Origin of the sequence: Candidatus Sulfidibacterium hydrothermale, from assembly GCF_020149915.1 — a bacterium.
In the GTDB taxonomy this organism is placed as follows: domain Bacteria; phylum Bacteroidota; class Bacteroidia; order Bacteroidales; family F082; genus Sulfidibacterium; species Sulfidibacterium hydrothermale.
This window is the reverse complement of record NZ_CP083760.1, coordinates 3,154,286-3,176,333: the sequence shown is the minus strand read 5'-3', so window position 1 is coordinate 3,176,333 and position 22,048 is coordinate 3,154,286. Positions and strand designations below refer to the sequence as shown.

The following is a 22,048-nucleotide window of genomic DNA, read 5'->3' as shown; positions in this document are numbered from 1 at the left end:
CGGATATTATTCTTCCAGTCTGATGTTAAATCGTTTGATACTCAGTACAACAAACAATGCTGTCATGGCAAATATGATGAGGGTTTCTTTCCAGAAGTAAGAGAAACCAATTCCTTTCAGCATGATGTTTTTGATGATAATGATGAACCATTTTCCGGGCATCAGGTCACTCAGCCATTGTAGTACAACCGGCATATTGGCTATCGGGAAAATAAATCCGGACAGCAGGATAGTAGGAAGCATTAACCCGAACATGGAGAGCATCATGGCCTGTTGCTGGGTTTTACTTACTGTCGAGATAAGAATACCGAGTGAAAGCGACATCACCAGGAAAAGCAAACTCTCAGCCAGCAACAGCGGGGCGCTTCCGCGGATAGGCATACCGAAGACAAACTGCGACATCAGCAAGATGACCACCAGGTTGATGAACGATAATACGACGTAAGGAACCACTTTTCCCAAGATGATGATCCCCGGTCGTACCGGAGAAACCAGCAAGGCTTCCATGGTACCCAGCTCTTTTTCACGAACAATGGTAATGGAGGTCATCATGGCCGAAACCAGCATCAGAATTACAGTAATAATTCCCGGAACAAACATAAATACACTTTTCAGTTCCTGGTTGTACTCCATGGTGCTTTCGACATCAATTCGTAAGGGAATTTTCCCCTCCTGCAGCTGGTGTTGAAAAATGTAGGAGTTGATAATTCCTTCGGTATATGAATTTAAGATATTGGCGGTGTTAGGATCCGAAGCATCCAGTAAAAGTTGTACATGGGCTTCGCCGTCCGTTTTCATCTTTTGTGCGAAATCTTTTTCGAAAACCACAACCTCTTTAATCTCGCCACGGCGGAAAGCCGATTTGATTTCTTTTTCCGATTTCAAATACCGGTCGAGAATAAAATAGTGTGATGATAATAGTTTTCGGGTTATTTCGCGGGTTACCACATCTTTCGACTGATCGAGCACGGCAATATGTGCGTTGTTGATGTCGTTGGTAATGGCAAATCCGAAAAGCAGGATTTGTGCCAGCGGCATCCCAAACAAAATAAGCATGGTGCGGTAGTCGCGAAAAATGTATAAAAATTCTTTTTTAATAAAAGCCCACATTGTTTTTCTTTTTAATTGAGTTATTCCACATTTCTGGCAATTCGTAGAAATACATCGTTCATATTATCCACATGAAACTGATCTTTTAAATCGCGGGGACGGCCTAATGCTTTAATTTCTCCTGCCGACATAATAGAAACCCGCTCGCAATATTCTGCTTCGTCCATGTAGTGTGTTGTGACAAAAACAGTTGTTCCTTCTGCGGAAGCGTCGTAAATCATTTCCCAGAACTGTCTCCGGGTAATCGGGTCGACGCCGCCGGTGGGTTCATCCAGAAAAATGATATCCGGATGGTGCATGTTAGCTACCGAGAAAGCCAGTTTTTGTTTCCATCCCAGCGGAATGTTTTTTAGCAGCATATTTTCAAAACGTTGCATTTTCAGCTTGTCCAGAAAATAATGCATTCTGTCCTGAATTTCTTTTTTGCTGAGTCCGTAAATTCCGCCGTAAAAACGGAAGTTCTCTTTTACCGTCATATCATTGTACAAAGAGAAAAACTGGCTCATATAACCAATTCGTTCTTTTACGGCTTCCGGATTTTTATTGATGTCAACGCCGGCAACAATTACGGTTCCGGAAGTAGGTTTGGATAAACCGCACAAAATTTTCATGGCGGTGGTTTTTCCTGCGCCGTTGGCTCCTAAAAAGCCATAGATCTCACCTTTGTAAACGTGAAAAGTAAGGCCTTTGTTGGCCTCGAAAGTGCCGAAGCGCTTTACCAGGTCATGTACTTCAATGATTTTTTCTCTTTCTTGTTCTTGGCTCATGATCAGGCATTTTTATTCATTAAATCCAGGAAGCAGTCTTCGATAACCGGTGTAATAGGTTCTACCACAATATCCTTATGTCCTTTTTTCGAAAGAAATGTTTTGATTTTTTCTATTTCCTGTTGCGGATCGGTATTAATCGGGCATACCATATGCAGGAATTCTCCAAACCGGTAAACCTGTTTTTTATTTTCATAATCTGACAGGTCGTTCAGTAACGGATACATCTTGTCGGTTTTTACGGCAAAGAGTTTTCCGTCAAAATTTTTCACAATTTCTTTTGGAGCATCCACCGTCATCAGCGTTCCGGACTGCATAAGTGCTACCCGGTCGCACAAAGCGGCTTCGTCCATGTAAGGAGTAGATACCAATATGGTAATGTCTTTTTTCTGCATTTTTTTAAGCAGTTCCCAAAACTCTTTTCGTGAAACCGCATCTACACCGGTGGTCGGTTCGTCTAAGATAAGCAGGCGGGGTTTATGGATGAGAGCACAGGAAAGGGCCAGTTTTTGTTTCATCCCGCCAGAGAGCGCCCCGGCCCGGCGGTCTTTAAACGGGGCAATTTGTTCGTAAACGTCTTTGATCAGGTCATAGTTCTCTTCAATGCTGGTTCCGAAGATTTTAGCATAGAACTCAAGATTTTCCTGAACCGTTAAATCCATGTAAAGAGAAAAACGTCCGGGCATGTATCCGGTAATTTTTCGGATGGATTTGTAGTCGTTTACCACATCCCATTGGTCTATGGTTACCTGACCGCTGTCGGCCAGGATGAGGCTGGTTAAAATGCGGAAGATGGTTGTTTTACCCGCTCCGTCAGGCCCAATGAACCCGAAAAGCTCATTGGGCTGAATGGAGAGAGATATATTCTTCACTGCTTTAACCTCTTCATACGTTTTAACCAGGTTTTTTATGTGAATTGTTACAGACATACGTTTCCCTTTTCATCGGTTTTTGCACCGTGAACACAATAGATAAAATATAAATGTTTAAGAGCTAATAAACAGGACAGCCGGGTTTATTCTTCTTTTACCCGTGTCCAGTAAACAGTTCGTCCTAACAGACTTACACCGATATAACCACGAATTTTCAATCGGTCTTTGTTGTTCTCATCAGGGAATTCCATATAACAACTATAGGTTTTCCCTTTTTTAGGATCATAGATCGTTCCGTCTTCCCACTCGTCGTCGTCGAAGACGAAATTTTTCAGCAGCAGCATACCCATAATCGGCCGGTTACGCAGATTAGGATCTTCGTTTTTATCGTCTACTTTCGGTTTTCCGGTAATACTGTCAATAGGGTATTTAAGCCATACAATTTTACCAAAATATTTATTTCCGTCTTTGTAAATTTCTACTTTCGAATCTTTGTACTGCGTAAGCCATACACCAACTACATCATCGGGTTTTACCTCGTCTTGTGCCCGAACACTTACAAAAGGGGTCATCAATAAACCCAGCAGCAAAATTGCAAAACTTGTTACTCTCATCGCTTTAAAATTTTTAATGAATAAATAATCTTTTTTGTTTCCGAATCTTGTGATTCACTGCATAAAAGTAATGATTTATTTGAAATAACCCCTTTTTCGCCCTTTTACTTTTTGGGTGGTGTTACCCTAAACTCTCCGGGCATCCCGATTTTTAGTGCTCCGTTGGCATTGGAAACTTTGATTTTTACGGCATATACCAGATTTACCCTTTCTTGTTTGGTTTGAATAGTTTTGGGGGTAAATTCGGCTTGCGATGAAATCCACATAACCGTTCCTTCGGTTTCGTAGTTGTCTTTTTTGTTTTTGTCGTAGTACACGTGGACTTTTTGTCCGATTTTAATATGGCTTAGCTGACTGCCGCTGATATAAGCCCTGAGTTCAAGGGTTTTTAAATTGGCAATCTTGTAAAGTGCTTTTCCGGGAACGGCCAGTTCTCCTTTTTGAGCATATTTTACCAAAACGGTTCCGTCAACCGGGTTGGTGATCAGGCTTTGCTGGATGCTTTCGTTTATTTCAGCTATCTGCGCATCAATACTTTTTAACTGGGTATAGATGTTTTTCTTTTGGGTTTGGGTGGCTTTGATTTCTTTTTTGTTCAGTTCCACCAGCCCATTGATATCATCCAGTTGTTTTTGTGTAGCCGCATTGTGGCGGAACAGGTTTTGGATACGCCGTTGATTGGTTTCGTTAATTTTGAGTTTTTGTTGTTGAACGGCAATAGAAGCATTGATGTTTTCCAGTTTGGATGCTACTGCTTTCTTTTGGGTTTCGAGTACCATTTTTTTCAGGTGAAGCTGGGTGGTATCTACCAAGCCAACAACTTCTCCGGCTTTCAAATGGGTACCTTCTTCTACATTGAACCGTTGCAATTCGCCCATGGTTTGCGACGAAACAATAACTTCTGCATGGGCATCAAAATTACCGTAACCATCGGCCAGGTCGTTTTGGTTAGAGCAGGAAGAGAGAAAAGTAAGTGCGATTCCTGCCAGAACAAACCATGTCAATTTTCTTGTAATTTTCATTTTTTTATTTTAAAATTGTTTATATTCCGTTAATTTTGTTTGACTTATAAATTTCCAAGTGTGGTTAAGTATTGATACTTGGCAAATTCTAATTGTATTTTATGGGCCTCCATGGTAAGTTGGGCCTTGATCTCTTTGTTTAATTCAATCAGATAAGTGGTGGCTGTGATGGTACCATTTTTTAACTTGTTGTTTGCTGCTGCCACCACATTCTTTTGCAATTGCAAAATGTCTTTGTCGGTTTGAATAAGTTTTTCCACCTTTTGAATGCTGGCCAGCTGTTTTTTCAGCTCGGCACGCAGACTTTGGTTGAAGTTTTCCTGTTCGGTTTTGATGATGTCTGACTGGATGGTGAGAATTTGTTTTTCGTTTTTCACCCGGTTCCAGTCAAAGATATTCCAGTGTAAGGAAACCCCGACTTTGTAATATGTTTTAAAATCATCATCTAACATGTCATATCCAGGGCGTCCGTATCCGGCTTGTCCGAACAGTTTGATTTTGGGCATCCGTTTTACGGTGGACATTTTTTCCAAAGCCGAAATTTTGTTTTTCTGCAGTTCCAGCAGTTTGTATTCCGGACGGTTGTTCACAAAAGTATAGGACGTGATATTTGCTTTTGGAACGATTAACTGCTTGGCCGACTGGATATTTAGTCCGGTGAGCTGATTTAGTGAGCCAATCAGCCCTTTTTGTTCTTCGCTTTTTTCAATAATTTGTTGTTGTGCCAGTTTTTTGTTCACTTTCAGTGCGTCCACATCGGCCGGCAACAGGGTTCCGTTTTGCATAGCTGTTTCGGCATCTTTAATCCGGGCATCCAGATCTTTGATGAGTACGTGCAAAGCGTCCAGACTGGTTTGCGAAAACAAAATATTGAAATATAGAATGTCTACCTGCTTTTTCAGGGTGAAAGTTTTTACCTTGACCTGCTGATCAGCAATCTTGTAGTCGGCAGTTTGCAATACCTTTTGGTTTTTTGTCATGCCGCCATCCCAGATAAACTGTTCCAGGTCGAGATTAACTTTATACCAGTCTTTACTGATTTCGGGAATGGAAAATCCGAGTGTCGGCGGTAACGGAACCTTGGTTACATCCGACTGGTATGATGCCATTCCGTTTAAATCAAGTGTGGGCAGGTAATTCTTTTTGGTGTTTTCCTGCTCCAGTTTGTATTTGCTTTGGTTAAGTTGCAATTGTTTCTGTACAGGGAAGTTCTTTATGGCCTGTTGAATACAATATTGCAACGATACTTTTTCCGGCGTAGTGGAATTTTGTGCATTCAACACTACCGGATAAAGCAAAACAATAAGGATATACAATGTGAATTTTTTCATTTTTTGAATATTTAATTTTATGCCTGCAATGCTTTTTTCATAAAAAAAGTAATATGTTGTTTACGTCCTTCTAAAAAATTTTCAATTTTATCTTGTTGCTCTTTAAAAAAGATTTCTTCGATTAACGGCCGGCTTACATACGGAAAAACACATAGCCCCAACAGATCGATCATAAAATGTTCCGGCGTAACCGGCATGATCTTTTTTTGTTTGATATTTCTTTCCACCATGATTCTGAATGCAGGAACATTGATCTTAAACTGCATGCTGAGATGTTTCATGCGTTCAGGATGGGTGGTGATTTCATTAAAAATAAAGTTGGGGATAAAAGGATTTTTTTTGATCAGTGTAAGATATTGCTTTACAAAAGTCTCGATAAAAACAAAGATGTCGCCATCTTCGTAAATGCAGCGATTGATTACGTCAAATACGTCATTTAGTGCTTTGTCAAAGATTTGTCCGAACAATTTCTCTTTGCTTCGGAAATAGTAATGCAGAAGCGCCTTGTTGATCTGGGCTTCGTCGGCAATTTCCTGCATACGTGCACCGGATAGTCCTTTTTTAATAAAGACTTTTCGGGCAGCGTCCAGGATCTGCTCTTCTGTATTTAACTTTATTGCTGTTTTTTCCATATGGTTTAACCAGATAGTTTAATCAAGCGGTCAAAAGTAGAATAAATTTTGTTATGAACACGTCTTTTTTTCTTAAAAAACTTTAAATATTTTTAATGGCCTTGTTACTAGTGTTTTATATTTTTTGTGGCGCGGTTTTTTGGCGCACATCGGTATAAAAAGCTTCGGATTTTTATCCTGGAAGTTGCAGGAAAAAGGTTGTAAAAGCATCTGAAATGTTGGAAAACCATACCAAGTGGTCAATAAAAAAGCCGGAAAAATTTTCTGTAAAGGTTCCTTCGGAAAAAGTATTCAAGTCCTGTTAAATTCCGTATTTTTGTGCCATAGAACAAGTAAAGGTACTTTTTATAAAACATTTTAAAACAAAATATTATGGCTTTCAATTTGAGAAACCGGAATTTTCTGAAACTTCTGGATTTTTCTCCCAAGGAGATGAAATTTTTGCTGGATCTGGCCGCTGATTTAAAAAAGGCTAAATATGCCGGCACCGAACAACAAAAACTGAAAGGGAAAAACATTGCCTTGATCTTTGAAAAAGCTTCTACCCGTACCCGTTGTGCTTTTGAAACCGCCGCTTACGATCAGGGAGCTAATGTGACCTATTTGGGACCTACCGGTTCGCAAATGGGGAAAAAAGAAACCATGAAAGATACGGCCCGCGTTCTTGGCCGGATGTACGACGGAATAGAATATCGTGGTTTCGGACAGGAAATTGTGGAAGAGTTGGGAAAATATGCCGGCGTACCGGTTTGGAACGGGCTTACCAATGAGTTTCATCCTACCCAGGTGATGGCCGATTTTCTGACCATGATGGAACATTCGGACAAACCGTTGCATCAGGTAGCTTTTGCTTTTTGTGGCGATGCCCGCAACAATATGGGTAATTCGCTGATGGTGGGTGCTGCAAAAATGGGAATGGATTTTCGTGCGGTAGCTCCCAAAGCCTTCTGGCCTGATGACGATTTGGTGAAAACCTGTCGGGAAATTGCCAAAGAAACCGGAGCCACTATTACGCTGACCGAAAATGTGGACGAAGGCGTAAAAGGGGTTGACTTCCTGTATACCGATGTTTGGGTTTCCATGGGAGAGCCGGACGAAGCCTGGGCTGAACGGATTAAACTGATGATGCCTTATCAGGTAAATGCTTCTATGATCGAAAAAACAGGAAATCCTAAAGTGAAGTTTTTACATTGTTTGCCGTCATTCCATAATACCGATACGGTTATAGGAAAAGAAATTTATGAAAAATTTGGCGTTGAAGCCATGGAAGTAACCGATGATGTTTTTGAATCGGAACATTCGGTGGTTTTTGATGAAGCTGAAAACCGGCTGCACACTATCAAAGCCATTATGGTGGCTACGTTGGGTGCCTGATCTCCGTTGCGCTCATAAAAAAAGCCTGCCAAACGGCAGGCTTTTTTTATGGTGCTATGTTTCTTATCTCAATTTTAAAGTAGCCTGGCCAATGGTATAGTTTCCTTCAAAAACATCGACATGGTACAGCCCGGGTTTTAGCTCCTGTGTGGAACGACGGGGCCATGACAGGCAAACGTCCATGGCTTTGTTCTGGTAATTGATGGTCTTTTTAGCGGAGTACTGTAATCTTTTTCCGTTAAACATAAACGAATATTTTTCGCTGTCGCTGATTACCAGGATTTTTTTGTCCGGACGGGCAATACGAACATAAATGGTACGGTTTCCGGGAAGAGCTACCGCGTTGGAAGCAACGGTAAAGCAAACCTTGATTTTGCTGACGCGCCGTACTTTATCGGTTTTTCTCTCGCGTCCGGCTCCGGTAACGTGAACCGCTGTTACTTCAAAGTTATAAGTATGCAATATACTGGCTTGTTCAACTTTCTGTTTTAACTGTTGTTTCTCGCTCTGAAGCTGGGCATTTTTTTGTTTTTCCTGTTGCAGTACCTCCTTGATTTGATGGTTTTCTTTGGTTAATGCATGATTGACCGTGTATAAGGAGTCCATTTGCATCACATAGCCCTGTGCAATTTTTTGTAAAGCCCGCAGTTTCTTTTTGATTTTATAGTATTCCCATTTGTAGTTCATCATTTTTTTGATTTCCCTTGCCCGGGCCTGAATAATGCTGTCTTTCATGGCAAGAGAATCAGAAAGCTGCCCATATTCCACTTTAATTTTATTGTGGATTGCCATCAACGAATCCAACTGGGCCTCAAATTCGGTGCGTTGTTTTTCCTTAAGTATTTTTTCCTGATGGGCTTCTTTTACGGCGCCCACACCCCAGATAATTACGCCAATTACCACTACCGCAAGAACGGCAATGAGAATAAGCATTCCGGTCGATTTTTTTCCGTTGTTTTTCTGAATATTGGTTTGTTCTTCCATGACAATTTGAATTTTTTTGCAAAGCTAATACATTATAAGGAAAATCGATAGAAAAAGCACATTTTTAATTTGTTATCTATACATTTAGAATGAATTCAAAAGTTTATCTCCTCTCAGGAAAACAACGTTTTTTACCGGACAATTATTTTGTGTCCGGAAGAATGAGCAGCAAACGAAGGAAGATACAAACTTTGGATGCGGGCAACCCCATCGGAGAAGGTTCCTTTTTGGGTTACGAGTAAAGGATATTCCAACACAAAAGTTCCTTTGGGAAGGTGCCGGATGTAAAAATGAGTTGTTGCATCTTTAATATCTTCGTAATAGTATAATCCGCCCTGACTTTTGTATGATGAAAGCAGGGTTTCGGGTTCTAAAGCTGCAGCGCGCATGTCCTGAACGTCCACAAAATCCACAGAGCGGTTAGAATGTATCAGCAAGCGAACCATTATCCGGTCGCCCAACTGAAGGTTTTCCTCCGGAGACAGTGCTTTCCATGTCCGGCCGTCGGTTGTTTTCACCTCCTTAAAAAGTGTTTTTTCAATAGAAACCTGGCCGGAATGTTTTTCTATTTTGTTCAGGTTTTCAAAATATTGCCAATAGGCAGCGCCATAAACCATTCCCCGGTTTGGATTCTGAACCGTAATTTTTGCCAAAGAAGGAGTGATTTCTTTTCCGTTCCAGATCCGGGTAAAATATCCGGTTCCGGCTTGTTTGTTTTGGCCGGCTTCGGGAAGTTGTTCGCCGTTGCCCATTGTAACTTTTACCGGTTGGGTTTCTGAAAGCAGCGGTGTTCCGTTCATCAGTAAAGCGTAAACGGCATCAGCAGTTGCTTTTGTTCCCGGCCAGCAGGTTGCCTGCTTTTGCAGAACCAGCCAGGTTTTCATTTTTTCCACAGCGCGAGTGTCGTGCATCACTTCCATAAAAGCTTTTAAAATATTGACTTCGGTGGAAATCGAGTTATTCGTGTAAGGAGAGTCGTTACGCCAGTACATTCCGTGTTGGGCGTTTAAAAGCGACTTTTCATTTAAGGCGCGGATAACGGCTTCGGCTTCATAGCGCCAGCCCAGCCGGTTGAGTACCATGGCCGCTAAAGCCTGCTGATTGTTGTTCAGCTGGGGCCAGTATTGTTTTATCTGCCCGCAGAAATAGTGAAAAGCACTTTGATTTTTATTTCCCACCGGCTTTTCCGTTAGCCATTCCGTGCGGAGGTAACAATAACGAATCCGGCTGTCGGTCAGATGATTTTTATGGAGGGTTTTCGGATTTTGTTTTTTGATTTGTTCATATTCTTTTTGCATCTCACGATCGAGATAACCGATGCCTTTGTTCATCAACATTTTTATTTCCGGATGCTGGTCTATGTCGATGGCTTTCATCCGGATTAAATCGGCCAGTCCGGAAAGGATGTTTTCTGTGACAGAGCAGTCAGCCGGCATCCCCGGAAACCACGACCAGCCCCCGGAAGGCAGTTGTGCAGCCTGTAACCGGTTTAAAGCCGATTGTTGTTTGTGCTGCATTTGGTTCAGATCGAAAAAGAGCGCAATTCGCCGTTTCTGTTCGGTTTCATTTTGGGCCTCCAAAAGCCATGGCGAGGCTTGTAAAACCACATTTTTAAGGGATTGGTCTTTTTCCAGTTCTGACAGGAAAGCTTCCGGGCTTTTTTGTTTCCATTGCTGAAAAACCTGCCGGATGCGCGGATAGGTTTGTAATAGCTTGGCAGCCAGGGTTTGCGCGTAAAAACGGTAAAAAATATTTTCGACACTTTCTGTTTTCTGATCTTCCAGTGCGGGAAGAGCCTGGATGGCATACCAGGCCGGATGAGATGTGAAAGTAAGGGTGTAACGGAAGTTTTGTAACGAAGCCGAAGTATCCTGAACCAGATGAGTAAAAGTAAATTGCTTTTGTTGATTTCCGGGAACAAACAGCGGCAGGCTTTCGGTAATCAGTTGCCGGTTCGACAGTACCGGAATCATGCGTTGTTCTCCGTCAGCATCTTTGCCCGAAACAGCTTGGATGTGATATTCCAGAAAATGAAGATTTTCCGGAATCCGGATCATCCAGGAAACGGTTCCGTTTTTTCCGGCCTGGAGGGTAAGGTGACGTTCTGTGGTTTGCCGGGTAAGGAAAAGGTTGATTTTCTTTCCGGTAGAAGCATCAAAGAAGCTGATATTTACTGATACAGAACGGTTTTTGTCTGATAAGTTGGAAACCCGTGCCGTAAAAAGCAATTGGTCGCCCTGCCGTATAAACCGGGGAAGATGAGGAAGAACCGAAAGCGGTTTCCGGGCTTCAAACTCCCGGGTTATGGTGCCGATTTTCATGTCTTTGGTGTAAGCCAAAGCCATAAATTTCCAACGGGTTAATACATCGGGAAGTGTAAAATGGAAAGTGACATTTCCATTTTTATCCGTCCTTAAATCAGGATAAAAGAAAGCAGTTTCCCGGAAATTGGTCCGTAACACCGGCTGCTTGTCCGAATGTTCCTGAGGTAAATTTTGTGTATCGGATCGCGTGTTTTTCGCCGGCGGGGCTTCTTTTTCTGTTAATGCCTGTTCGGTTACTGGCGCTGCTTTGGAAAGAGCTACCGGAGCGGTTGCATAAAAAAGTGGTCCGCGACGGGTATAAAAACCCGAAATGGGATAACCGAACCAATTAATGCGGGGCCGGGTTATGCGGATCTCGGGTAAATATTTTGTGTTTTTCACGGATAATATCCTGGACCGGGAAGTGTAGAACCGGTACGAACGCCAGCCGGTCCCCGGGTTTTTCTGGAAATAAGGGAAAAACTTCCATGAATTGGACGCATAAATGTCCAGCGAAGCATCGTACATGCCGGCCAGTACAAAAGCCGGCTGCGGTAATCCCGACAACTGATCTACCTTTAATGTCCACTGTTCTTTTCCTCCCGGTTTTAAATAATTACGAGAGGTTTCTATCGATAATTGAAGCTTCTTATCGATAAAAGGCACATGGATTGTTTGTGTCTGTGAAAAGAAATAGTTATGCCGGATGGCGGTAAGCCGTACAAAAAAGTTTCCTCTGTACGCCTTTTCTACCGGGATATTTATTTTCACCGGTTTTTTGCCTAATGAAAGCCATTGACGTTGAACAACTTGTTTCCCGTTAAGTACTTCATACAAAAGGTGCATTTTACCAGAAGCGGTTCCGGTAATACATTCTACGATATCGCCGGGATGTGCGGTTTCGGCAGAAAACAGATGCATGAAAACGGCTTTGATCGGTAGTTTTTTTGACCGGAGCGAAAAAACCGTAAAGAATTTTGTAACCGGTGTTGACGGTTCGCCGGTCACTTGGGCTGTTACTTTATATTCTCCGGGTTTTAAGTGGCTTATAACGCCGGGTAAAACCAGTGTTTTTCCGTTGATTTGAATGTCCATGGCCGTGATCAATGTTTTGGGCCATTTGCTTTTGTTGTTTTCCTGTCCGAAAGTGGAATGCGGAAATAACTTTAAGAATTGATCTTTTGTTAACAAAGTGGTATCAGCCGGACTCCAGAGTGGGGGTAAAATATACCGGTGTGGAGGCGTAAGCCGGTATAACCGGACGTGGAGTTTTGCCGGAACCGGGTTCCCGGAAAGGTTCCGGGCATCCATTTCTATTCCGTTCATGTTTTCTCTGATAATGCTTTGCGGAATGTTTACCAACAACAAAACGGCACGTTTCGATAAACGGATGTCGCGGGTAGCTACATGGGTTTCTCCACTGGCATCCGTTACCTCTGTTCGTAATACAAACCGGTAAACCGGAAAACGGTTTGCCGGTACAGACGGGTCGGCCAAAGCACGAAAAGTAACAAGAAAATGACCATTTGTATCGGTATATATTTTCCCGGATTGGATCGGGGTTTTGATGGATTCGCGTGGAATTCCGAAATCCCAAAGGGGATAGTAAATTTCACGCGTTACCGTATATTTTACCGGCAGGCTGTCGGCTTTGCCGCCAAAATAGTAGCCCACTTTTCCTTTTAGGGTTATTTCCTGATTCAAGGCAAACGCTTTTTTCAGGGTGTCAAAGGCAATATAAAAAGTGGGACGCTTATAATTTTCCATTAAGAAGCCTTTTGATCCGTTTGAAGTCATTAAGAGAAACCGGCCGTTAAGTGCTTCATCCGGCAAAATAAATGATCCGGAAACCGAACCGCTGCTGTCCGTGACAAGCGTAAGATGATCCAGTTTTTTGAACTGCGGGCTCATAAGGCGTATGGTAATCTTTTTTCCTGCTACCACATGAATGTCGTTTCCTTTTTGCCGGGTTAAGATGGCTTTGAAATAGACGGTTTGTCCCGGGCGATATACGGCCCTGTCTGTGAAAATATAGGTTTTTTCAAAAGGTTTTTGTTCGTAGAGATTGCCGTAAAAGGATGCAAAAGTGTTGATTACCGTAGTGTCTTTTCCCTTTACTGCCTGAAAAATATACCCGTTAAAGTGGGAGTTCTTTTTAACAGGAACTTCCAAAAAACCATTTTCGTCAGCCGTGAATTTTCCTAACGAAACAATTTGTTGTTTTCGTTGCTGATAATCGAAATAGCGGGCAAAAGCTTTTACCTGTGTGCCGGAGATCGGAAATCCGGTGTTCCGGTCTAAAACAAAAATACCGAATGTCCGGGCGGTTTTATCCGCATGGGAGAGCAAAGCCATTCGTGTTACCTGAAAATGTTGGTAAATGATGGTGCTTTTTTTTGAAAAGGCGGAATCGTTGGTCAGAAATAAAACATACGAACCGGCCGGTAAAGCCGGTAAAGCCGTTTGGGCTGAATGAGAATGCAGGTCGTTGGGGAAAGGAAGCGCCTGTGTTCCCGCCTTTACGGGATTCAAAGCAACGTATTTTTTGAGTTCTTTTCGGGATGCCGGTGAAAAAAGGTCCTTTTGATTTTCAAAAGGAATGCGGACCATTTTCCAGTATAACCGGGAAATATTTTTTTCGGTGATTTTGATGAGAAAGGGTTTGTTGGGGAGCAGAGCCTGTTGCATCTGGAAAGAAAAGTCAGCCTGATGGAGTGCGGTTATTTGGTTTTGGCACCGGGGAGCAAAAAGTGCTTTTGGAAACTGTTTTAAAACCGTGCGACAAAGGCTGTCTGCTTTTTTCAGATAGTTGATTTTTGTTGATCGGGTATTATTGTCTAATTCGACATAAACCTGAGCCAGCTCGGATGCAATACGCACAGAAACCGGGTGACTGCTGTATTTTTGTTGTAATTTTTCCAACGAGTGGCGGTAAGCCTGCAGCGTTTGCCGGTCGGCGGGGAGTTGTTGCATGACGTAATGTAATCGCCGGAGATCAACATCTACCAGGGCTGCGGTATCCTGACGGGTTTGATGTAACGCAAGAAGATGTTGAAATAAAGTCAGAATTTTTGTCTGGTTTGATGGGGCTTCAGACGCAAAGCGGATGTTTAAAAAGGAGGAAACCGGGGCCAGCCACAAAGTGTCGGCCGGCGTTGCTTTTTCCGGAAAAAGATAATCTGCGTCTCCTGAAGAGAAGTAATGAATGGCCCGGTAGGCCAGAAGATCATATAGCGTGGGCCAAAACGTGTAGCTAAGGCTGTCGGTATCTTTTAGTAGAACCGAAAACTTTTTTAACGGGATCCGGGTTAGTTTTTCCCGGTTTTGTACGGAAGCCAAATATAAAGCAGCGATGTTTTGGTTCCATTGTTGGGCATCCCAGGTCTGAAAAGCCGTGTCTGATGGCAGCGCTTTGGTTTGCTGGTCCAGTATTTTATACCGGTTTTCATCAAAGTAATTTTGATAAAGCTGTGCAAGAAGCGAGCTTAACAATTGCTTTTCTACGGGGCCGGCGGTTTTCAGTTCCTGTTGAAACAAACGGATGCTTTGTAACCGGTAATTTTCCTGAAACATACTTTGTAACCGGATACGGTATAATAAGCTTTTGATCACTTCATCAGTTTTGCCGTCGGTTTTGGCTTGTTGGTAAATCAACTGTACCGTTTTAAGTGCCGAACGCGGCATATCTTTGGCAGTATATTGATTTACTTTCTTCCAAAGTTTATCATAATGTTCTTTTTGCGGGGCTGATTGCCACGAAGCAAGCAGCATCAGCAGGGCAAGGCCGGCCAAAACAATCCGTTGTTTTTTCATGAAAATGAAATTTAGTGAGGATATTTCAATGGCAACAAATATAGTGCCGATAACAAAGAAAAACAAAAAGGAAACAGAAAGACATGAAAATGAAACGATGAAAACCGGCCGGAAACGGTTTCTGTACGGTCAAAAAAGTTCATCGTATTTTTCTGTCCGGATTAATGAACGGTTCGCAGGTTGACGTGTCCCGGAATGGAAAGATGGGCCTGTACGATCTTCCAGACACCCTTTCGTTTTTCGAGTACGCCGGTAAAGCGTAGTCCTTCAAAACTGCGGGCTTTTCCCTGGTAAACGAAATTGTAATTCAAAATCTCGGCAAACCAGGCTGTTTTCTGGCAGGGGCCAATTTTGATGTACTGTTGTTGTGGCGAAATATACGTTTCGCTGATGGCTTTGAACTGGTTTTGAATGGCCTTTTTGATGTTTTGCCAACCCATGAGCTTTTCTTCCGAATTGGTTCCGAATAAAATAATATCGCTGTCGGAGGCCCAGATTTGTTCAATCATGGGAAAATCCTGGTTTTCGTTGGCAATGACATATTTTTCCAAAACGTTGGCCACTGCTTTTTTGCTTTCTTCCACGGTAGGTTTGTGGGATGTGCCGGTTTGTTTACAGGCTGTAAATAAAAAGAATACACCTGCCAGCAAAATAAAAATACGTTTCATGGCTTTATTTTTTAGTGAATGATTCCTGCCCTCAAAATACAAAAAATTCTGCAGAATAAAAAGGGAAAATGGCAACCGGGGTTTCGTTGGGTGTAATACGTTTTAAATCAGTATTTAACAACCCTGGCGTTTTCCTTATTTAAATTAATTATGAAAACCTTTTATATTACAGCCTTTTTTTGTAAAATTGCACACAAGATATTTCACGAATACCTTTGGTTATTATGATAAGAAAAATACCTGCCACCCAGATAGTTACCTTTCTTTTGTTTTTTCTGTTCATTTTGCTTGTGCCTAATGGTTCTTTAAGAGCAAAGGAAGTAGCTGCTGCAAAAAAAGAATCTTCGGTTAAAAACGAAGAGATGGATATCGGCGACATGATCATGGAGCATGTGGTTGATTCGTATGAGTGGCATTTATGGACCTACAAAGATCATCCGGTAGCCATTTATCTTCCGGTGATTCTTTATGACAACGGACATTGGATTGTTTTTTCTTCCAAACATCTGTATCACGGAAACGGACATTACAAAGGATACTATATTGCCGAAGACGGAACCAACATCGGAAAAGTGGTTCATAAAGTAAACGGGGTGGAGGTTTTACCGCAGTGGGATCTCTCGATCACCAAAACCATTCTGGCCATTTTTATTAATGCTTTGATTGTTGTTTTGATCTTTCTTTCGGTGGCCAAAGCGTACAAAAAACGGAAAAATCAGGCGCCGAAAGGATTACAGTCGCTGCTTGAACCTTTGATTCTCTTTATCCGGGATGATGTGGCCAAAGCCTCTATTGGTGAAGAAAAATACGAACGGTATTTGCCGTATCTGATGACGTTGTTCTTTTTTATCCTGTTCAGTAACCTGTTCGGGATTTTCCCCATTTTTCCGGGAGGCGCTAACGTAACCGGTAATATTGCGGTTACGGGCGTCATGGCCTTTTTTACTTTTGTTATTACGACGGTCAGCGGGAATAAACATTACTGGACCGATATTTTTAATACGCCCGGTGTGCCGTGGTGGCTGAAAATTCCGGTTCCGTTGATGCCGTTTGTGGAGGTGTTGGGTATTTTTACCAAACCCTTTGTGCTGGCTGTCCGTCTTTTTGCCAATATGGTTTCCGGACATATTGTACTGGCCGGATTTATCAGCCTGATTTTTATTTTTGGAAAAATTGCTGTCGGATTGGGTTATGGGGTATCGGTATTTTCCATGGCATTTGCCATTTTCCTCGACTTGCTCGAAGTGTTGGTGGCTTTCATTCAGGCGTATGTGTTTGTGCTGCTTTCGGCACTTTATTTTGGAATGGCAACGGAAGTGCCTGAACATCATTAATATGAAACTATTTTTTTATTACTAATTCTATAAATTATGCATTTATTAACTGTTTTAATGGAAGCTGTAGCCAGTCTCGTTCCTTATGCAAAAATGGGAGCCGGACTTGGTGCAGGAATTGCTGCTGTAGGAGCCGGTATCGGTATCGGACAAATTGGTCGTGGTGCCGTGGAAGCTATTGCCCGTCAGCCTGAGGCTGTTGGTGACATCCGCTCCAACATGATTGTGTCTGCAGCACTTATCGAAGGGGTTGCCTTCGGTGCTATTGTAGTTTGTTTGTTAATCCTTTTTGTTTAAGGAACAAACAAAAGTAACTTACCGCATCCCGGCCTGGTCCGGGATGCTTTTATCGAAAACAAACAAAAACTTAGTACATGACAAAAAATAAATCACTGATAATCAGCAAAATAACCCTTAAAAAGTTTGGATAAAACATTGGTATTCAGTATCTTAGACGAATATTTACCAAGTATTTGTCAGATGAAGAATACCAATGTCAGCAGTAAAGATAGTCATTTAGTTTCAGTTTTAAAGGAACATTTTGAAGGCAGGCTGAATTTAGCCCGGATAAAATTCATATCATTATTCATTATTGCTTTAACAAAAGTAAGGACTGTTCATTTTGAGAGCCTGGCAAGGGGATTTGATACTCAGGCAGAAGAAAGTTCTTCCTTGCGCCGTATCCAACGATTTATCTCATCCTATTCTCTTGATTCTGATTTAATCGCAAAATTAATTTTCAGTTTATTGCCCCACAAAGAACGATTAACACTTTCTATTGACAGAACCAATTGGAAGTTTGGCAAAACAGACATAAACATCTTTATGCTTGGCATAGTGTATCAGGGAGTAGCCTTTCCATTATTGTTCAGTATGTTAAAAAAACGGGGTAATTCCAATTCGCAGGAAAGGATAAACCTGATTGAACGATACATCAACCTTTTTGGAAAAGGTACGATAGAATGTATTGTTGCAGACCGGGAATTTGTTGGTGAAAAATGGCTTAAGTATCTTAACAATAATAACCTGCACTATTATATTCGTATCAGAAATAATTTTAAAGTTTTTGTTCCCAGAAAGAATAAAACCATTAAGGCATTTTGGTTATTCAATGCATTCAGGATAAATGAGTTTGTATATTACCCCAACATTGTAGAAGTAAACGGACAGTTGTGCTATTTGTCCGGAAGCAAATTACATAACGGAGAATATCTAATTCTGGTATCATTTACCAAACCGGAAAAGGCTGATGATTACTATAAACAACGATGGCAAATAGAAATGACCTTTAAAGCCATGAAATCAAGCGGTTTCGATATTGAAAAAACACACCTTTCAGATATCAAAAGAATTGAAAAACTCGTCTTGTTGATTATGGTTGCTTTTGTCTGGGTTTACAAAGTGGGTATTCATATCCATCAAAATATCAAACCGATTAAAATTAAAAAACACGGTAGAAAAGCAAAAACAATCTTTAAAACAGGTCTCGACTTTATTACAAAATGCTTTCTTAATGATAGTTATACTCCTGAGTTCAATATCTTCCAATTTTTGTCATGTACTTAGAAACAAAAAATATAAACTATGCAACTGATTAATCCCGGAATCGGCCTTGTCTTTTGGATGACGGTGGCCTTTTTGATGGTTTTGTTTATTCTTGGCAAGTTTGCCTGGCCGGCTATTCTGAAAGGATTGAAAGAGCGTGAGCAAAGCATTCAGGAAGCGCTTGATGCGGCTAAAGAAGCGCAGGAACAAATGAAGCGGCTGAAAATGGACAACGAAAAAATGCTCAAAGAAGCTATGGAAGAGCGTGACGAAATTCTTGCCGAGGCCCGTAAAATGAAAGATAAAATTATCAGCGAAGCCAAAGAAAAAGCCGAAAAAGAAGCTGCTGGCATTGTGGAAAATGCTAAAGAAAAGATCAATAACGAAAAAACAGCAGCTTTGCGCGAGATCAAATCAACGGTGGCTGAATATTCCATCGAGATTGCAGAAAAAATTCTTAGGGAAGAACTTAAAGACAAAGCCAGACAAAAAGCTTATATCGAAAAACTTCTCGAAGAAACTCATTTAAATTAACCCGACGGTGTTATGAGAGTCAATTTGTTAGCAAAAAGATACGCTCAGGCCCTTTTCGGCCTTGCCCTTGAAAATAAAACGGAAGAAAAAATAGCCGAAGATATGCGCTTGGTGGGCAGGGTGTTGGGTGAAAATCGTGAATTGCGGCGTGTGATGTCCAATCCGGTTTTGCAGGATGAGAAAAAGGTGAAGATTCTTTACCGTCTTTTTGAAAAAAATATTTCCAAACTTACTCTTCGGTTTTTCGATTTGCTGATTCGCAAAAGACGTGAAGTGTATCTCGATGCCATTTGCGTTGCTTTTGAGGAAATTTACCTTGATTACAAAAATATTGTGAAAGCAGAGCTGATTACGGCTACGGGAGCAGATGAGAAAATAAGAAAACAGGTGATTGAAAAATTAAAATCAATTACCGATAAAAAAATAGAATTGTCCGATAAAACTGATGCGGATTTGATCGGTGGTTTTGTAGCCCGGCTTGGTGATTATCAATATGATGCCAGCGTGGCGACTCAACTGCGCAAATTGCGTAAAAGTTATGCGGAACAATTAAAATAAACGAATATTAATTACAAAAGATAAAACGAAAATTATGGCAGACATCAAACCGGCTGAAGTATCAGCCATACTGCGAAAAGAACTGGCAGGCTTTGAATCGGAAGCCACACTCGAAGAAATAGGTACCGTACTTATGATCGGTGATGGAATTGCCCGTGTTTACGGTCTCTCCAATGCTGAACAGGGCGAGCTGGTTGAGTTTGAAAAAAATGGCCTTCTCGGTCTGGTACAAAATCTTGAAGAAGATAATGTCGGCGTGGTTTTGCTTGGCGAAGCCGAAGATATCAACGAAGGCGATAAAGTAAAACGTACCGGCCGAATTGCTTCCATAAAAGTAGGCGAAGGTTTGCTGGGGCGCGTGATCAATACCATTGGTGAACCCATCGATGGAAAAGGTCCCATTGAAGGAGAGTTGTATGAAATGCCGCTCGAACGCAAAGCGCCGGGCGTGGTATTTCGTCAGCCGGTAAATGAGCCGCTGCAAACCGGTATTAAAGCCATTGACGCCATGATTCCTATTGGCCGTGGTCAGCGTGAGCTGATTATCGGCGACCGTCAGACCGGAAAAACAGCCATTGCTATTGATACGATCATTAACCAGAAAGAGTTTTACGAAAAAGGAGAACCGGTATTTTGTATTTATGTGGCTTCGGGACAAAAAGGTTCGACGGTGGCACAAATACAAAAAACGCTTGAAGACCACGGTGCCATGGCTTATACCGTGATTGTTTCGGCTACCGCTTCTGACCCGGCTGCCATGCAGTTCTATGCTCCTTTTGCCGGTGCTGCTATCGGTGAATTTTTCCGCGATACCGGCCGTCCGGCACTGATCGTTTACGACGACCTTTCGAAACAGGCGGTGGCTTACCGCGAAGTGTCCTTGTTGCTGCGTCGTCCTCCGGGACGTGAAGCTTACCCCGGCGATGTGTTTTATCTTCACTCCCGCCTGCTTGAGCGTGCGGCCAAAATCATCGATTCTGATGAGATTGCGCAGAAAATGAATAACATTCCCGAAAGTATCAAACACATGGTAAAAGGGGGTGGTTCACTAACGGCTTTGCCGATTATTGAAACCCAGGCCGGCGACGTATCGGCTTACATCCCGACCAATGTGATTTCTATTACCGACGGACAGATCTTCCTGGAAACTGCATTGTTTAACTCCGGAATCCGTCCGGCTATTAATGTGGGAATTTCCGTATCGCGTGTAGGAGGTTCGGCACAGATTAAATCCATGAAAAAAGTAGCCGGAACACTGAAACTTGACCAGGCCCAGTTCCGCGAACTGGAAGCTTTCTCCAAGTTTGGTTCTGACCTGGATGCCGCTACGCTGAATGTGCTTGAAAAAGGACGCCGTAATGTGGAAATACTGAAACAGCATCAGTATTCGCCCATGAAAGTAGAAGAGCAGATTGCTATTCTTTTCTGCGGAACCAATAACCTGCTTCGTGATGTTCCCATCGAGAAAGTACATGACTTTGAAGAGAACTATCTTGCTGTAATGCGGGATAAACACAGCGATGTGCTGGCAGAACTGAAAGAAGGAAAACTGACGGATAAAGCCATCGAAACCATGAAAAAAGTGGCGGCCGATATCACCGGACGTTATAAAAAGTAAACTAAACGACAACAAGCGCTATGGCGAATTTAAAGGAAATCCGGACCCGAATTACCTCGGTGCAATCGACCATGCAGATTACCAGTGCCATGAAAATGGTAGCTGCTGCCAAATTGCGTAAAGCACAAAATGCCGTGACGACCATGCGCCCTTATGCTGCCAAGTTACAGGAAATTATGCAGGATTTGAGCGCCAGTCTTGAAGGCTCCAACGAAAACATTTTTACCACGGATCGTGAGCCTGAAAAGGTGCTTTTGGTAGCCATTACTTCCAATCGCGGACTTTGCGGTGCTTTCAATGCCAATGTGGTGAAAGAGGTCATTCAGTTAACCCGGACAACCTATACATCACAAACAAAAAACGGAAAGCTTGACATTTTTTGTATCGGTAAAAAAGGAGCCGATACTTTAAAGGCCAGAGGCTTTACCGTTAAAGAAATAGAAACGGCAATATTTGATCAGCTGAATTTTGAAAAGGCTGTTCCGCTGGCAGAAAAAATGATGCAGCAGTTTGCAGACGGAGAATATGATCGCATTGTATTGGTGTATAATCAATTTAAAAATGCAGCGGTGCAGATTCTCCAGACAGAACAGTTTTTGCCGGTACAGGAATCAAAACCGGATGAGTCCGGCGAGAAGAATCACAAACAAGCCGATTATATTTTTGAACCGGGAAAAGAGGAAATTATCAATGCATTGATTCCTAAAACGCTGAAAGTACAGTTTTACAAAGCGCTTCTTGACAGCTTTGCCGCTGAACACGGTGCCCGGATGACGGCGATGCATCAGGCTACCGACAACGCCACTGCGCTGTTGAAAGACCTGAAACTGACGTATAACAAAGCCCGTCAGGCTTCGATTACCAACGAAATATTAGAAATTGCCGGTGCTGCCGAAGCGTTAAAAGGATAAAAAGTTCCGCAATTTCTTTAAAGACAGAAGCCTTGTTTGTTAAAAGCAGGGCTTTTTC

At 42.1% G+C, this 22,048-nt stretch carries 18 protein-coding genes; 8 read left to right on the top strand and 10 right to left on the bottom strand.

Annotated elements, in window-relative coordinates; genetic code table 11:
- Nucleotides 1-6: 6 nt before the first annotated feature.
- The 7 genes from LA303_RS13000 to LA303_RS12970 all read right to left on the bottom strand — a co-directional run bounded on the left by LA303_RS13000 (nucleotide 7) and on the right by LA303_RS12970 (nucleotide 6,348).
- Nucleotides 7-1,110 carry an ABC transporter permease gene (locus tag LA303_RS13000; protein ID WP_240525810.1) on the bottom strand — a complete coding sequence of 368 codons (1,104 nt, stop codon included), beginning with the start codon at nucleotides 1,108-1,110 and terminating at the stop codon, nucleotides 7-9.
- A 20-nt stretch (nucleotides 1,111-1,130) separates the two neighbouring features.
- Entirely contained in the window at nucleotides 1,131-1,877 is a 747-nt protein-coding gene (locus LA303_RS12995) for an ABC transporter ATP-binding protein (protein WP_240525809.1), read from the bottom strand.
- 2 nt (nucleotides 1,878-1,879) lie between these two features.
- Nucleotides 1,880-2,806, bottom strand: a complete 927-nt coding sequence (locus LA303_RS12990) for an ABC transporter ATP-binding protein (RefSeq protein WP_240525808.1) — start codon at nucleotides 2,804-2,806, stop codon at nucleotides 1,880-1,882.
- Between the two features lie 86 nt (nucleotides 2,807-2,892).
- Complete coding sequence (locus LA303_RS12985) at nucleotides 2,893-3,363, bottom strand: DUF2147 domain-containing protein (protein WP_240525807.1); 471 nt, start codon at nucleotides 3,361-3,363, stop codon at nucleotides 2,893-2,895.
- A 104-nt stretch (nucleotides 3,364-3,467) separates the two neighbouring features.
- Entirely contained in the window at nucleotides 3,468-4,385 is a 918-nt protein-coding gene (locus tag LA303_RS12980; protein WP_240525806.1) for an HlyD family secretion protein, read from the bottom strand.
- A 44-nt stretch (nucleotides 4,386-4,429) separates the two neighbouring features.
- Complete coding sequence (locus LA303_RS12975) at nucleotides 4,430-5,716, bottom strand: TolC family protein (protein WP_240525805.1); 1,287 nt, start codon at nucleotides 5,714-5,716, stop codon at nucleotides 4,430-4,432.
- Nucleotides 5,717-5,733: 17 nt separating this feature from the next.
- Entirely contained in the window at nucleotides 5,734-6,348 is a 615-nt protein-coding gene (locus LA303_RS12970; protein WP_240525804.1) for a TetR/AcrR family transcriptional regulator, read from the bottom strand.
- A gap of 372 nt (nucleotides 6,349-6,720) precedes the next feature.
- Between LA303_RS12970 and LA303_RS12965 the strand changes: the two genes are divergently transcribed.
- Nucleotides 6,721-7,722 carry an ornithine carbamoyltransferase gene (locus tag LA303_RS12965; protein ID WP_240525803.1) on the top strand — a complete coding sequence of 334 codons (1,002 nt, stop codon included), beginning with the start codon at nucleotides 6,721-6,723 and terminating at the stop codon, nucleotides 7,720-7,722.
- A 63-nt stretch (nucleotides 7,723-7,785) separates the two neighbouring features.
- Here the strand turns inward: LA303_RS12965 and LA303_RS12960 are convergent, their stop codons facing one another.
- The 3 genes from LA303_RS12960 to LA303_RS12950 form a co-directional block, all read right to left on the bottom strand.
- Nucleotides 7,786-8,706: a hypothetical protein gene (locus LA303_RS12960; protein ID WP_240525802.1), complete on the bottom strand. Its 921-nt coding sequence runs from the start codon at nucleotides 8,704-8,706 to the stop codon at nucleotides 7,786-7,788.
- 131 nt (nucleotides 8,707-8,837) lie between these two features.
- Complete coding sequence (locus LA303_RS12955) at nucleotides 8,838-14,822, bottom strand: alpha-2-macroglobulin family protein (RefSeq protein WP_240525801.1); 5,985 nt, start codon at nucleotides 14,820-14,822, stop codon at nucleotides 8,838-8,840.
- A gap of 161 nt (nucleotides 14,823-14,983) precedes the next feature.
- The gene (locus LA303_RS12950) at nucleotides 14,984-15,490 is read right to left on the bottom strand and encodes a nuclear transport factor 2 family protein (protein WP_240525800.1); all 507 of its coding nucleotides are present in this window, start codon (nucleotides 15,488-15,490) and stop codon (nucleotides 14,984-14,986) included.
- Nucleotides 15,491-15,714: 224 nt separating this feature from the next.
- Here LA303_RS12950 and atpB point away from each other — a divergent pair, with 224 nt between their 5' ends.
- From atpB to atpG, 7 genes are all read left to right on the top strand, one after another.
- Nucleotides 15,715-16,824, top strand: coding sequence for a F0F1 ATP synthase subunit A (gene atpB / locus LA303_RS12945; RefSeq protein ID WP_240525799.1), 1,110 nt, complete (start codon nucleotides 15,715-15,717; stop codon nucleotides 16,822-16,824).
- 36 nt (nucleotides 16,825-16,860) lie between these two features.
- Nucleotides 16,861-17,121: an ATP synthase F0 subunit C gene (atpE, locus tag LA303_RS12940; RefSeq protein ID WP_240525798.1), complete on the top strand. Its 261-nt coding sequence runs from the start codon at nucleotides 16,861-16,863 to the stop codon at nucleotides 17,119-17,121.
- A gap of 183 nt (nucleotides 17,122-17,304) precedes the next feature.
- On the top strand, nucleotides 17,305-18,390 hold the full coding sequence (locus tag LA303_RS12935) for an IS4 family transposase (protein WP_240524782.1): 1,086 nt from the start codon (nucleotides 17,305-17,307) through the stop codon (nucleotides 18,388-18,390).
- Between the two features lie 18 nt (nucleotides 18,391-18,408).
- Nucleotides 18,409-18,903: a F0F1 ATP synthase subunit B gene (gene atpF / locus LA303_RS12930; RefSeq protein ID WP_240525797.1), complete on the top strand. Its 495-nt coding sequence runs from the start codon at nucleotides 18,409-18,411 to the stop codon at nucleotides 18,901-18,903.
- Between the two features lie 12 nt (nucleotides 18,904-18,915).
- A complete protein-coding gene (gene atpH, locus LA303_RS12925) occupies nucleotides 18,916-19,461 on the top strand; it encodes an ATP synthase F1 subunit delta (RefSeq protein ID WP_240525796.1) in 546 nt (181 codons plus the stop codon).
- 34 nt (nucleotides 19,462-19,495) lie between these two features.
- Nucleotides 19,496-21,079 (top strand): F0F1 ATP synthase subunit alpha, encoded by a 1,584-nt coding sequence (gene atpA / locus LA303_RS12920; protein WP_240525795.1) that lies wholly within the window; start codon nucleotides 19,496-19,498, stop codon nucleotides 21,077-21,079.
- Nucleotides 21,080-21,099: 20 nt separating this feature from the next.
- On the top strand, nucleotides 21,100-21,990 hold the full coding sequence (gene atpG / locus LA303_RS12915; RefSeq protein WP_240525794.1) for an ATP synthase F1 subunit gamma: 891 nt from the start codon (nucleotides 21,100-21,102) through the stop codon (nucleotides 21,988-21,990).
- Nucleotides 21,991-22,048 lie beyond the last annotated feature (58 nt).